The sequence below is a fragment of the Sphingomonas sp. PP-CC-3A-396 genome, from assembly GCF_004343105.1.
Taxonomy (GTDB): domain Bacteria; phylum Pseudomonadota; class Alphaproteobacteria; order Sphingomonadales; family Sphingomonadaceae; genus Sphingomonas.
On record NZ_SLYF01000006.1, the window covers coordinates 242,382 to 254,500 of the forward strand.

The window sequence follows — 12,119 nt, forward strand, 5'->3', positions numbered from 1 at the left end:
CGGTTGGGCCCTAACGCGACGCGTGCGCATTTGCCAGTCGGAGTGCGGCTCCCTATCTGCCGCGCATCAATTCAGGAGAACATGAATGGCCGACACCCCAGAAACGCTCACGCTGACCCTCGAGGGCGGCGACGTCACGATCAAGTTCCGCCCCGATCTCGCACCCAAGCATGTCGAGCGGATCGCCGAGCTGGCGAACGAAGGCTTTTACGACGGTGTGCCGTTCCACCGCGTGATCCCGGGCTTCATGGCGCAGGGCGGTGACGGTGGTCGCGGCGACGGCACCGGCGGGTCGAGCAAGCCCAACCTCAAGGCGGAATTCTCGGCCGAGCCGCACGTCCGCGGCGTGTGCTCGATGGCGCGCACCAACCAGCCCGACACGGCGAACTCGCAATTCTTCATCGTGTTCGACGACGCACGCTTCCTCGACAAGCAGTACACCGTCTGGGGTGAAGTCACCGACGGCATGGACCTGATCGACGCGCTGCCGAAGGGCGAGCCGCCGAAGACGCCTGGCAAGATCGTCAAGGCACGCGCAAACTGAAGGCTGCACCGGCGCAGCATAGCTGCGCCGGAGACAGTCGAAGTCGGCCGGCGGAGCAAAAGCTCCGTCCGACAGCGCGGCTTTGCCGCGACGCGCTTCTGGTTTGGAGTGGCGCGTCGCGCTTCGGGTTTGGGGGGAGGCGCGGGCGTTGCCTTCCCCTCCCAACTCCGATTCGAACCTCAAACCCCACCCGTCATCCCAGCGAAAGCTGGGATCTCCCGGTTCGAGCCTCGCCGCTTCCCAACGGGAATACCCCAGCTTTCGCTGGGGTGACGCACAGGGTGCAGCGGACAGCAGCGAACAAGCCGCGCTACGTAAGCTAAATCCCCGTCCCGCTTGCGGGAGGGGCTAGGGGAGGGCGCGAAGTACGTACTGGCGTCCGTTCAGTGAGCCACGCCCCTCCCCCGACCCCTCCCGCAAGCGGGAGGGGAGTAGCGGTTAGACCTCCGCTACGGTCCTGATCAGCCAGTCGTGGAACAGCTTCACCGGCTTGCTCTGCAATGCCCGTGGGCGGCAGACGAACCAGTAGCTGTACGGGCTCTCCACCTCGATATCGAACAGCCGCACCAGCCGCGGATCGTTCGCGTCCTGGAAATGGCTGGCGTGCATGAACGCGACGCCAAGCCCCTGGGCGGCCGCCTCCAGCATCAGCGCGCCCGAATCGAAATGATCGATCGCCAACGGCTCGATATCGTCGAGCCCCGCCGAATGCCGCCATGCGGTGAACGTATCCGGCATGTCGCGGTGGACCAGAGCGGTCAGTGTCGCGAGCTGTTCGGGGCGCGTAACCGGATCGGCGCGGTCGAGCAGGCTGCGTGCACCGATCACATACACCGAATTGCGATCGAGCCGCCGTGCGTAAAACGCTGGATCGATCTCGCGCGACAGGGCGATCACAGCGTCGAGCCCGTCGCCGAGCCGCGACACCAGATGCGCCGCGGTATCGATGTCGAGATGCAGTTCGGGATGCGCGTTGCGCAACTCACCCAGCCGCGGAAACAGCTTCTGCGACGCGTAGAGCGGCAGGATGCCGAGCCGCAGCCGCAGCACCTCGGTCGTGCTGGTCAACGATTCGACCGCATCGGATAGCGAATCGAGCACCGGGGCGATCTGAGCCAGCAGCCGCTCGCCATCCGCATTCAGCACCATCGCCTGATGCCTGCGCGCGAACAAAGGCTTGGCGATGAAGCGCTCCAGGCTCTGCACGCGCCGGCTGAGCGCAGGCGCCGACAGCGCCAGATCCTCGGCCGCGGCCTTGATCGACCCCAGCCGCGCGACCTGCACGAACGCCTCGATAGCCCCCAGTGGCGGCAGCCTGCGCATGATTCCTCTTTCGACTCGACGCGTGTGACAAAGACCGCAGGACGCATTCAGCCATACGATTGCAGTTAGCGCAATCGTAGCTGATCCCTTCGCACTTGCAACATGAACCGTCTCGCCGCACAAAGACCTCGCCTTTCAGGCATCCTCTCCTAAAAACTTTCATGGGCTGGCCTTTATTGGCCGGCCCTTTTTTTGTGCGTTTTCCATCCGGGAAGGCGATTTCAAGGCCTCGAACCATCGGAACCGGCGCCCTATCTCAGGCGCTACGAGTTCGAATGGAGTCGACATGCCCGACAGCGAAATCCCAACGCGGAAAATCCAGGTCGCCAATGCGCGTCCCGAGGATAGTGGCCGCGGCCTCGCGCACCTTCCGCGCGCGCTGATGGCGACGCTCGGCATCGGCGAAGGCGACGTCATCGAGATCCTCGGCAAGCAGAACACGCCCGCGCGGGCAGTTGGCCCGTATCCGGAGGACGAAGGGCTCGACATCCTCCGCATCGACGGCCTCCAGCGTGCCAACGCCGGCGTCGGCTCGGGCGATTTCGTCGAAGTGCGGAAAGCCGAATCGAAGCCTGCGACGCGCGTCGTCTTTGCCCCCGCGCAGCAGAACCTTCGCCTTCAGGGTTCGACCAACGCACTCAAGCGCACCTTCCTGGGCCGCCCGATCTGCCAGGGCGATATCGTCGCGACCGCAGGGCATCAGCGGGTCGGCAACATGCCGCCCAACGTCCAGCAGTTCATGAACGCGCCGGCGTACGCGCTCCAGGAGATCCGTCTCGCCGTGATCGCCGCCAGCCCCAAGGGCGTGGTGCACATCGACGAGAATACCGAGATCGAACTGCGCTCCGAGTATGAGGAGCCGCAGGCCGCGCGGCGTGCCGACGTCACCTATGACGACATCGGCGGCATGGCGCAGACCATCGACCAGTTGCGCGAGATGGTCGAGCTGCCGCTCCGCTACCCCGAACTGTTCCAGCGGCTCGGGGTCGATCCACCCAAGGGCGTGTTGCTGCATGGCCCTCCCGGCACCGGCAAGACGCGTCTCGCACGCGCCGTTGCCAATGAGTCCGACGCGCAGTTCTTCCTGATCAACGGCCCCGAGATCATGGGCTCCGCCTATGGCGAGTCGGAGTCACGCCTCCGCGAGGTGTTCGAGGAAGCGGCTAAGGCAGCGCCTTCGATCGTGTTTATCGACGAGATCGATTCGATCGCGCCGAAGCGTGGTCAGGTGTCTGGCGAGGCGGAAAAGCGTCTTGTCGCGCAGTTGCTGACGTTGATGGACGGTCTCGAGTCGCGCGCAAACCTCGTCGTGATCGCGGCCACCAATCGTCCCGAGGCGATCGACGAAGCGCTCCGTCGTCCGGGCCGGTTCGACCGTGAGATCGTCGTCGGCGTGCCCGACGAGCGCGGCCGTCGCGAGATACTCGGCATTCACACGCGCGGCATGCCGCTCGGCGACCGCGTCGATCTCGATGAGCTGTCGCGTACCACCTATGGCTTCGTCGGCGCCGATCTCGCCGCGCTGACCCGCGAGGCGGCGATCGAGGCGGTACGTCGGATCATGCCCAAGCTCAATCTTGAGGAGCGGACCATCCCGCCAGAGGTGCTCGACGAACTGTCGGTCACGCGCGAGGATTTCCTGGGAGCACTCAAGCGCGTCCAGCCGTCGGCGATGCGCGAAGTGATGGTGCAGGCGCCGACCGTGCGCTGGGCGGATGTGGGCGGTCTCGACGACGCGCAGATGCGGTTGAAGGAGGGCGTCGAACTCCCACTCAAGAACCCCGACGCGTTCCGCCGTCTCGGCATCCGCCCGGCCAAGGGCTTCCTGCTCTACGGCCCACCCGGCACCGGCAAGACGTTGTTGGCGAAGGCGGTCGCGCGCGAGGCGGAGGCGAACTTCATCGCCACCAAATCGTCCGACCTGCTCAGCAAATGGTACGGTGAAAGCGAGCAGCAGATCGCCCGCCTGTTCCAGCGCGCGCGGCAGGTCGCGCCGTGCGTGATCTTCATCGACGAACTCGATTCGCTGGTGCCTGCGCGTGGCTCGGGTGCCGGCGAGCCGCAGGTCACCGAGCGCGTCGTCAACACGATCCTCGCCGAGATGGACGGGCTGGAAGAGTTGCAGTCGGTCGTCGTGATCGGCGCGACCAACCGGCCGAACCTGATCGACCCGGCGTTGCTGCGCCCGGGCCGGTTCGACGAACTCGTCTATGTTGGTGTTCCTGACAAGGCCGGGCGCCGTCGTATCCTCGGTATCCAGACGCAGAAGATGCCGCTGGCGTCCGACGTCGATCTCGATCGTCTCGCGGACCGTACCGACCGTTTCAGCGGTGCGGATCTGGAGGACGTCGTCCGCCGCGCCGGCCTGGTGGCATTGCGTAGGTCGATCGACTCGACAGACGTGACGATGGCTGACTTCGAGGGCGCGCTGAAGGAGTCGCGCGCCAGCGTCACGCCGGAGACCGAACGCGAATACGAACAGATGGCTGCCCGCCTGAAGCAGGACGCCACTGCGATCCAGCCAATCGGTTTCGCCTTTCCCGCGAAAAGTGCGGAATGACTAGCGCCCACTCCCGGCGGAGGGGGGCTACCCATCGGCGATCCGTGTCTGCGCCGCTATACGTTGACATTACCTCATCCGGCTCCGATGTAACTTCCATGTACGCTCCTGCGACACATAAGCGTTTCCGCGACCATTCCGGGCAACTCGCCGCACGTGGTTAGCCCGAACTCGCGGCTATAGGCCGTTCGAGTTCGGGCTTTATTCGATCTGACCTTTGGGCCGTGCTCTGCAGGCCCATGATCTCGAGTAAAACGGAAACCATATCATGTCAGACTCGGCCTCGAAATCCGGCGATCATCCGTCGGTGCGCCAGGATATAGACGATCACGCTCGTTCACCTCGGCCCTTCTTGCGGATGCGGCCAAGGCATTTCTTTTCCAACAAGTTCGACATGGATATCGTCGAAGACTATTCGGAAGCGGATGCGGACGAGCATTCCGTGCAGCGGCCGAAATGGCTGAACCGACTTATCCAGATGAACTTGTTGTTGATGATTCTGCTGATCGGCGTGCCGGTGCTTTTATACTGCATCATGGTTTCCGCGAAATAGCGGACGGTTGCGAGGCGGCAGACCGGAACACGAGCGCCGCCTGACCGAGTGAAGGCGCACGCGTAACGATAATGCGTGCGCCCGAAATGCGTTTCGGGCCGACCCGTTCTAACTGTCCCTGGCATCCTTCAGCGACACCCAGGCATAGGTGATCATCACGACGCATGCCGCGCCCGCGACCAGATAGGGCAGCGAGTGTTGCGCCTCGTATAGTCCGACGCCGATCGACGGGCCCAGCACGAAGCTGGCGCCGTTAATCGACGTCACCTTGCCCGCGACCGAGCCTTGCGCGTTGGCGCCCACCGCGAGCGAAGAGCCCGCCGTGAACCCCGGTCGCGTGAAGCCGAAGCCGAGGCTCGCCAGCGCATAGGCGGTGGCGATCGTGTACAGCGATGTCGCGATACCGGTCAGCGCGGTTCCTGCCGCCGCCAGCACGAGCCCGGTCAGCACGAGTTGACGCGGGGTCATGTTGAGACGCGGGATGATGCCCCATTGTGCGAGCAGTGCGGCGCCGGCGCCCATCATCAGGACGATGCCGGTCGGCTCGAGCGCGAGGGCAGGGGCGAGGTGGAGGCGGTCGATTACGAGGAAACCGATCGCCTGCCCCGTCATCGCCTGCGCGTGCCCCATCACCAGTCCGGCTATCATCCACGCGCGGATGCGGGGGTCGGTGTAGCCGACATGCTCGACATGCGATCCGGTGGCGGCGGCGACCGACGCGCCGGTCGGGGCGCCGCCGATCGAGGGATAGGCCGAACTCGCGCCGTGCGTCTCGTGTGGCGCGACGATCTTGTCGTCGGGCAGCATCCGTCGCACCGTGATCCACACCGCGACGCCGAACACCGCGAACAGGAAGGCAGGACCGGCCAGCCCGATCTCGACTCCGCCGATCGAGCCGAGGATCAGATATGGTGCGATCGCCGGCCCCAATATCGTACCGAGCCCGAACGCGGAGGCGAGCAACGTCAGCGCCTTGGTGCGTTCCTCGCGCGTCGTCTCGCCGGCGACGAGCGCCTGTACCGCCGGCGGGGCAGCCGCACCGAACGTCCCGTAGATCAGCCGGCCACCGATGAAGCACAGGAACGCGGTCGTGCCGCCGATCCAGGCGTTGATCCCGGCCAGCAGGAACACGCCGCACAAGGTCAGCGAGACGCTGAACCCGCCGACGCCGAGCAGGATCATCGCGCGCCGGCCGTGCTTGTCCGACCGATTCGCCCAGAACGGCGCGGCGATCACCCACAGCAGCGCCGAGACCGAGAACGCCGCCGCCACGGCGCTGTCGGCGACCCCGAGCGATCGCCCCAGCGCTGGCAGTACCGATTGCAGCGCGGTGTTGCCCGCCGCGATCGTCAGCATCACGAGAAACATCAGCGCGAAGCGGCGGTCGATCTTCGGGCCTTCGGGCGCCCCGCTGATCACTGGGCTATTCATCGGGCCCATCCTGGTCGCGCCCACTGATACGCGCGCTCTACCCGCGCAACCGTCACCGAATAGCGGTCGTACCAGAGCGCTCGGCCAAGATCGCGAATCGCCGCATGTTCGGGATGATCGCGCCACGCGATCGCGGCGGCGTCGTCCGCCCAGTAGCTGACGGTGATTCCCATGCCGTCCGTCTCGCGCGCGCTGTCGACCCCGCGATAGCCGGGTTGTGCGACGGCAAGCGCATCCATCGCCGCGGCGGCCGTGGCATAACCGTTCATGTCCGCGCCGTTACGAAACGACACGAAAATGACCGCCACCTCTCCTGTTCGATCATCGTGCATGGCCCGTGCTTAAGCGATGCCGCGGGCTTGGCAACGGCATTGGCCGATCGCCGGAACCACTTGTCGCCGCACGACTTCCACTTCGGTTCGTCGCCGCATGCAACCCGCGGCCCTTGAAACGCGTTCGGAATTCGTGCGACGGGGGGGGCAAAGCTCCGCCACCGTGCGGGACCCCTGATCGTAAGGAACACGATGCCCAGTTCGACCACCGCCACCCGGCGTGCACGCAGCCGCCCTGCCGGCGTGCCGTCCCCGTGGCAGATGTTCTTTTCCGGTTTTCTGAAACATCCGGTCATGGTCGGATCGATCGTGCCGTCGTCGGACAAGCTGATTCGCAAGATGCTCGGTCCGGTGGACTGGGCGAACTGCAAGCTGTTCGTCGAATATGGCCCCGGCGTCGGTACCTTCTGCCGCCCGATCCTCGACCGGATGGCGGCGGATGCCAAGCTGGTGGTGATCGACACGAACCCCGAGTTCATCCAGTATCTGCGCCACACGATCACCGACCCGCGCTTCTTCGCGGTGCTGGGGTCGGCGGACGAGGTCGAGACGATCGTCGCGGATCATGGCTTCGAGAAGGCGGATTACGTGCTGTCCGGGCTGCCGTTCTCGACGCTGCCCCCCGGTGTCGGCCCGGCGATCGCGACCGCGACGCACTCGGTTCTGCGCACCGGTGGCGCATTCCTGGTCTATCAGTTCTCGCCCAAGGTGAAGGACTTCCTGACCCCGCACTTTACGTCGATCGACCACGATATGGAGTGGTGGAATGTGCCCCCGGCGCAGCTGTATTGGGCGTGGAAGGACTGACGCAGGCGCGGCGACGTCCGCGCCGGTGCGCAAAGCGATAGCGGAGCGCAGCGTCAGGCCCGGCCGGCGGGTCGGCTAAGCCGAACCCGTCCGACGGCGGCTTTGCCGTAGGCGCTGAGTGCGTCGCGAACGCATCCAGAATCCACTGCTCATCCCGACCCCGACACCTCACCCCCAAAGCTTCGTCACCCCAGCGAAAGCTGGGGTCTCTCGGTTCGAGCCCATGCCCGCTTCAACGGGGATACCCCAGCTTTCGCTGGGGTGACGGGTTATGGCGGGCGTGACGATTGATCAGGCGGTCGGCATTTGAGCAGGTCGATCAGGCGCCCCTATTCGTCGATGCCGAAGTTCAGCCCGCGCGACAAACTCGGGTCCACCACCGCGACCACGAAATACGCGCCGAGCTGCTTGATCCGCTGCAGCCAGCCGGTGTTCGCCTGGTACAGCGCCTTGGTCACCTCGGTCGACTTTGCGACCTCGCCGTCGATATACCCGCGAACATGGCCTGCGAACGCTGCATCCTCGATCCGCAGCATCAGCTCGAGGTTGATGAACAGGCTGCGCATGTCGAAATTCGCCGAGCCGATATGGACCGCGTCGTCGATCACGTAGAGCTTCGTGTGCAGCTTGGTCGGCTGGTATTCGAACAGTCGGACGCCCTTGCGCAACAGGCCCGCATAGGTGAACCGGGCGGCGGCGATCGTCGCGTTGTTGTCCGATTTACTCGCGGTGACGATCCGCACGTCGGCCTGCCGCCGTCCCGCCTTGTCGAGCCGCCGAAGGAGCGCGGGGCTAGGCGTGAAATAGCCGGCGATGATGTCGATCCGCCGCCCGGCGCGCATGTCGTCGCGGACCGCGCGAGCCCAGGGCGAGAGCTTCCGCGTAGGGCCACCGATCAGCCACCGGGTGGCGCCTTTGGTTTCGCTCCAGTGCGACAGCGCCGCGTTGAGCCGACGCAGCTTGTTCTTGGGCTCGTGGATCCAGTCCTTCAGCGCGTCGAAATAGCCGGCCAGCCGCCCTGCTGCCGGTCCCTCCACCAACAGGCCGAGATCGCGCCAGGCCTGTTCGGCGGCGGTGCCGAAATAATCGTCCTCGATATTGAAGCCGCCGATGATGATCCGCGCTTCGTCGGCGAGCGCGAGCTTCTGATGGTTGCGCAGGAGATAGCGGCGACCGAACCTAGCGGAGAAGCGGCATACGGAGATGTTGGCGGCTTCGAGCGGTTCGAAGAAGGCATGCGGTGCGTCGTCGCTGCCGAACCCGTCGACGATCAGCGCGACGTCCACACCGCGCTTGGCGGCGGCAATGAGCGCGGCGTTGACGCGTTTGCCGGACTCGTCGTCGGCGTAGATGTAATACAGCACGCGGAGAGTCCGCTCGGCGCCGTCGATCAGCGCTAGCACCGCGTCGAGACGGCGGGGACCCGTATCGAGCAGCGTCATCTGGTTGCCGTCGACGGCGAATGTCGGCTGTTCGGTGGGATCGTCCATGGCGTGCGTGATGGACAAGCGGGGTACGGGTGGCAACCCGCGGCGGCCTCCACGATGCGGGGGCGGCGCAATTCTTGACTTTGCGGGCCACCCCCCGTAGGCGACGCATTCTCATTCTATCGTTGTTACGAAGGAAGCCGCATGGCGCGCGTTACCGTCGAGGATTGTGTCGACAAGATCCCCAACCGGTTCGACCTGGTGTTGTTCGCGGCCCAGCGTGCGCGCCAGATTTCGGGCGGTGCAGAACTGACGCTCGACCGCGACCGCGACAAGAACCCGGTCGTCGCGCTGCGCGAGATCGCCGACGAGAACGTCAAGCCGGCGCATCTCAAGGAACAGGTCATCCAGGGCCTGCAGAAGGTTCGCGTCGACGACGACGACGAGGTCGATGCCGTCGGCAGCCTGGCCGCCTCGGCCGAGGCTTTGCGTCTGACGGCGGCTGCGCCGCCGCGGAACCAGAATCTGGGTGCTGATTACGAGGGATGAGGCAGGGGATTAGCACTTGCTAATCTCCGTCTAGGCCGAATCCCCGGCCGGCGGGCATCGCCCGACCGACGACGCGGCTTCGCCGCGGCGCGTGAAATAGAGAGCCCGTGGATCCAAGTCCGCGGGCTTTTTCTGTGTTTGGTTAAAGCCCTCTTTCTGAAGAAGAGAGGGGAGGGGGCTGCGGCTTCACCTTGGGGGTGGTCAGGGCACAAGGGCGATCAGTCCGGGCGCCTGCCTCCTTGTTCTCCCGCGAAGGCGGGAGCCCAGTCTGGATCCCCGCCTTCGCGGGGAAACATGCTTACTAACGTCGCGTTCGGTATCACCCTGAGGCAGGGCGCCACGGCAAAGCCGCGTCGTCAGTCGTTGCTTCGCAACGCTGACCGGGGTCGGTCCGCGACGCGGATTAGCCACGCTAATCCGCTGACCGACCCTTAAACCCCTGCGCCACCACGAACCACTCGACCGACCCCTTGCGGCTCGCCGGCGGCTTGGCATGCTTCACCGTCTTGAAGTTGCGCTTCATCTCCGCGACCAACTCCGAATCGGCGCCGCCCGCGAACACCTTCGACACGAACGTGCCACCTGGCTCGAGCACCTCGCACGCAAAGTGCAGCGCGGTTTCCACCAATGCCATCGTCCGCAACGCATCGGTCTGCGGATGCCCGACCGTGTTTGCCGCCATATCCGACAGCACCAGATCCGGTGCGCCGCCCAGCGCCTCGATCAGCTTGCCCGGCGCGGCATCGTCGAGGAAATCCATCTCGAAGATCGTCACGCCTTCGATCGGATCGACCGGGAGCAGATCGATGCCCACGACCGTCGCCTTGGGGATCCGCCGCCGGATCACCTGTGCCCAGCCGCCCGGCGCGAGGCCGAGATCGACCACGCGCTTCGATCCGCGGATCAGCTCGAACCGCTCGTCCAACTCGATCAGCTTGTACGCGGCGCGACTGCGATACCCGTCGGCCTTGGCGCGCTTCACATACGGATCGTTCAGCTGCCGCTCGAGCCAGCGCGTCGACTGCGCGGTCCGTTTCCGCGCAGTGAGGACGCGGACGTGCCCTCCGGAACCGCCCCGGCTCATGCCGCCACTCCGGTGGCTTTGCCAGGCTTGGGCGAACCCATCAGGCCGCGCAAAATACCCTCGCGAATGCCGCGGTCGGCGATGCCGAGCCGTTCGGCGGGCCACAAATCCATGATCGTCTCCAGAATGGCACAGCCCGCGACCACCAGGTCGGCGCGCTCGTTGCCGATGCACGGCAGCTTGGCGCGCTCCGTGATCGACATATGGGAAAGGTCGGCGCTGATTTTCCGCATCGCGGAGGCCGGCACGATCAGCCCGTCGACCACCGAGCGGTCGTAATGGCTGAGCCCGAGATGCACGCTGCCGAGCGTCGTCACCGTGCCGCTGGTGCCGAGCAGCCGCGGCCGTTCGATATGCCGGGGCAGGCGGCTGGCAAACCCCGCGAAGCTGTCCGCGACCACCTGACGCATCCGCGCATAGGCAGCGCGGCGACCGTCCTCGCCCTCGCCACCACCGGCATGCTCGGTCAGCGACACCACGCCCCATGGCGCCGAATGCCAGTCGAGCACGGTCGGGATCGGCGTCGAAGTGTCCACCAGCACGAGCTCGGTCGACCCGCCGCCGATGTCGAACACGAGCGCGGGATCTTCCCCCGGCTCGATCAGCGCGTGGCAGCCGAGCACCGCCAGCCGCGCCTCTTCCTCGGCGGAAATGATGTCGAGATGGATCCCCGTCTCGGCCAGTGCGCGTGCGATAAACGCGGGGCCGTTCGACGCCTGCCGACACGCCTCCGTCGCCACCGACCGCGCGAGCGTGACGTTGCGGCGCTGAAGCTTCTCCGAACACACGCGCAAGGCGGCGATAGTCCGCTCGATCGCCGCATCGCTCAGCTTGCCGGTCGACGCCAGGCCCTCGCCGAGCCGGACGATTCGCGAGAACGCGTCGATCACTGCGAACCCGCCAGCCTGCGGTCGCGCGATCAATAGTCTGCAATTGTTGGTGCCGAGATCCAGCGCAGCAAACGCCTGCGCATCGGCCCACCGCCCTCGACCGGGCCGGGTCGCCGCCGGACGGGCAGGAGAGCCCTGCCGGAACGGCATTCGGGTGGAAACATCCCCCATCGCCGCAAAACTCGCTATCTATATCTGCCGCTGCGGGAAAATACCCGCCCGGTGCTTGGCAACGAATGTAGCGCGGCGGCGCGATTACGCAAGCGAACTGGCGGATCGGCATCATCTTGGCGTTGACAGCGCGAAACTGCCCGCCTAGATCGCGCCCTCGCTGATGCCCCGTCGTCTAATGGTAAGACTGCGGTTTCTGATACCGCCTATTGAGGTTCGAATCCTCACGGGGCATCCAGCGCTTTATCCTTTGACATCGAAACTGGACCTCCGTGACAGAAGCCTCTGTCGGCGTGCTTGGCCTCGGTGGAGGGAGAGCGTGGTCCTGTCGTCTTGATGGTGTTCCGAGCTGCACGGTAATGCGTGAGGCCCTAGGATGAGGAGGTGCTTCCTCTCTAGGCAGGGTAGCGAAACACCCTAATTTCTCCTGTTTGCGGGTTGGACGGCG

The 12,119-nt window shown here is 65.5% G+C and carries 11 protein-coding genes and 1 tRNA gene; 6 read left to right on the top strand and 6 right to left on the bottom strand.

Annotated elements, in window-relative coordinates:
• Positions 1-85: 85 nt before the first annotated feature.
• The gene (locus C8J40_RS13575) at positions 86-544 is read left to right on the top strand and encodes a peptidylprolyl isomerase (protein ID WP_132735176.1); all 459 of its coding nucleotides are present in this window, start codon (positions 86-88) and stop codon (positions 542-544) included.
• 438 nt (positions 545-982) lie between these two features.
• On the opposite strand, the gene C8J40_RS13580 is transcribed toward C8J40_RS13575, so the two are convergent.
• A complete protein-coding gene (locus tag C8J40_RS13580; RefSeq protein WP_132897451.1) occupies positions 983-1,867 on the bottom strand; it encodes a LysR substrate-binding domain-containing protein in 885 nt (294 codons plus the stop codon).
• Between the two features lie 286 nt (positions 1,868-2,153).
• Here C8J40_RS13580 and C8J40_RS13585 point away from each other — a divergent pair, with 286 nt between their 5' ends.
• On the top strand, positions 2,154-4,427 hold the full coding sequence (locus C8J40_RS13585; protein ID WP_132897452.1) for a CDC48 family AAA ATPase: 2,274 nt from the start codon (positions 2,154-2,156) through the stop codon (positions 4,425-4,427).
• 268 nt (positions 4,428-4,695) lie between these two features.
• A complete protein-coding gene (locus C8J40_RS13590) occupies positions 4,696-4,980 on the top strand; it encodes a hypothetical protein (protein ID WP_132897453.1) in 285 nt (94 codons plus the stop codon).
• Between the two features lie 108 nt (positions 4,981-5,088).
• Here the strand turns inward: C8J40_RS13590 and C8J40_RS13595 are convergent, their stop codons facing one another.
• Complete coding sequence (locus C8J40_RS13595) at positions 5,089-6,411, bottom strand: MFS transporter (protein WP_132897454.1); 1,323 nt, start codon at positions 6,409-6,411, stop codon at positions 5,089-5,091.
• On the bottom strand, positions 6,408-6,743 hold the full coding sequence (locus C8J40_RS13600; protein ID WP_132735186.1) for an antibiotic biosynthesis monooxygenase: 336 nt from the start codon (positions 6,741-6,743) through the stop codon (positions 6,408-6,410). Before C8J40_RS13600 ends, C8J40_RS13595 begins: the two co-directional genes overlap by 4 nt.
• A 192-nt stretch (positions 6,744-6,935) precedes the next feature.
• Between C8J40_RS13600 and C8J40_RS13605 the strand changes: the two genes are divergently transcribed.
• Positions 6,936-7,550 (top strand): methyltransferase, encoded by a 615-nt coding sequence (locus C8J40_RS13605; RefSeq protein WP_132735188.1) that lies wholly within the window; start codon positions 6,936-6,938, stop codon positions 7,548-7,550.
• 329 nt (positions 7,551-7,879) lie between these two features.
• On the opposite strand, the gene C8J40_RS13610 is transcribed toward C8J40_RS13605, so the two are convergent.
• The gene (locus tag C8J40_RS13610) at positions 7,880-9,040 is read right to left on the bottom strand and encodes a phosphatidylserine/phosphatidylglycerophosphate/cardiolipin synthase family protein (protein WP_132735190.1); all 1,161 of its coding nucleotides are present in this window, start codon (positions 9,038-9,040) and stop codon (positions 7,880-7,882) included.
• Positions 9,041-9,181: 141 nt separating this feature from the next.
• Here C8J40_RS13610 and rpoZ point away from each other — a divergent pair, with 141 nt between their 5' ends.
• Entirely contained in the window at positions 9,182-9,526 is a 345-nt protein-coding gene (gene rpoZ, locus C8J40_RS13615) for a DNA-directed RNA polymerase subunit omega (protein ID WP_055882033.1), read from the top strand.
• 412 nt (positions 9,527-9,938) lie between these two features.
• Here rpoZ and C8J40_RS13620 read toward each other — a convergent pair whose 3' ends face one another.
• Positions 9,939-10,610, bottom strand: coding sequence for an RlmE family RNA methyltransferase (locus tag C8J40_RS13620; RefSeq protein WP_056487962.1), 672 nt, complete (start codon positions 10,608-10,610; stop codon positions 9,939-9,941).
• Positions 10,607-11,650, bottom strand: coding sequence for a Ppx/GppA phosphatase family protein (locus C8J40_RS13625; protein ID WP_132735192.1), 1,044 nt, complete (start codon positions 11,648-11,650; stop codon positions 10,607-10,609). Before C8J40_RS13625 ends, C8J40_RS13620 begins: the two co-directional genes overlap by 4 nt.
• 185 nt (positions 11,651-11,835) lie before the next feature.
• Here C8J40_RS13625 and C8J40_RS13630 point away from each other — a divergent pair.
• A tRNA-Gln gene (locus C8J40_RS13630) sits at positions 11,836-11,909 on the top strand.
• Positions 11,910-12,119: the final 210 nt, after the last annotated feature.

Bases quoted from the DNA above. Each gene is read 5' to 3' on its own strand.
- C8J40_RS13575 (WP_132735176.1), top strand. From the start codon at position 86: ATGGCCGACACCCCAGAAACGCTCACGCTGACCCTCGAGGGCGGCGAC.
- rpoZ (WP_055882033.1), top strand. From the start codon at position 9,182: ATGGCGCGCGTTACCGTCGAGGATTGTGTCGACAAGATCCCCAACCGG.
- C8J40_RS13625 (WP_132735192.1), bottom strand. From the start codon at position 11,650: ATGCCGTTCCGGCAGGGCTCTCCTGCCCGTCCGGCGGCGACCCGGCCC.
- C8J40_RS13590 (WP_132897453.1), top strand. From the start codon at position 4,696: ATGTCAGACTCGGCCTCGAAATCCGGCGATCATCCGTCGGTGCGCCAG.
- C8J40_RS13585 (WP_132897452.1), top strand. From the start codon at position 2,154: ATGCCCGACAGCGAAATCCCAACGCGGAAAATCCAGGTCGCCAATGCG.
- C8J40_RS13580 (WP_132897451.1), bottom strand. From the start codon at position 1,867: ATGCGCAGGCTGCCGCCACTGGGGGCTATCGAGGCGTTCGTGCAGGTC.
- C8J40_RS13600 (WP_132735186.1), bottom strand. From the start codon at position 6,743: ATGCACGATGATCGAACAGGAGAGGTGGCGGTCATTTTCGTGTCGTTT.
- C8J40_RS13620 (WP_056487962.1), bottom strand. From the start codon at position 10,610: ATGAGCCGGGGCGGTTCCGGAGGGCACGTCCGCGTCCTCACTGCGCGG.
- C8J40_RS13610 (WP_132735190.1), bottom strand. From the start codon at position 9,040: ATGGACGATCCCACCGAACAGCCGACATTCGCCGTCGACGGCAACCAG.
- C8J40_RS13605 (WP_132735188.1), top strand. From the start codon at position 6,936: ATGCCCAGTTCGACCACCGCCACCCGGCGTGCACGCAGCCGCCCTGCC.
- C8J40_RS13595 (WP_132897454.1), bottom strand. From the start codon at position 6,411: ATGAATAGCCCAGTGATCAGCGGGGCGCCCGAAGGCCCGAAGATCGAC.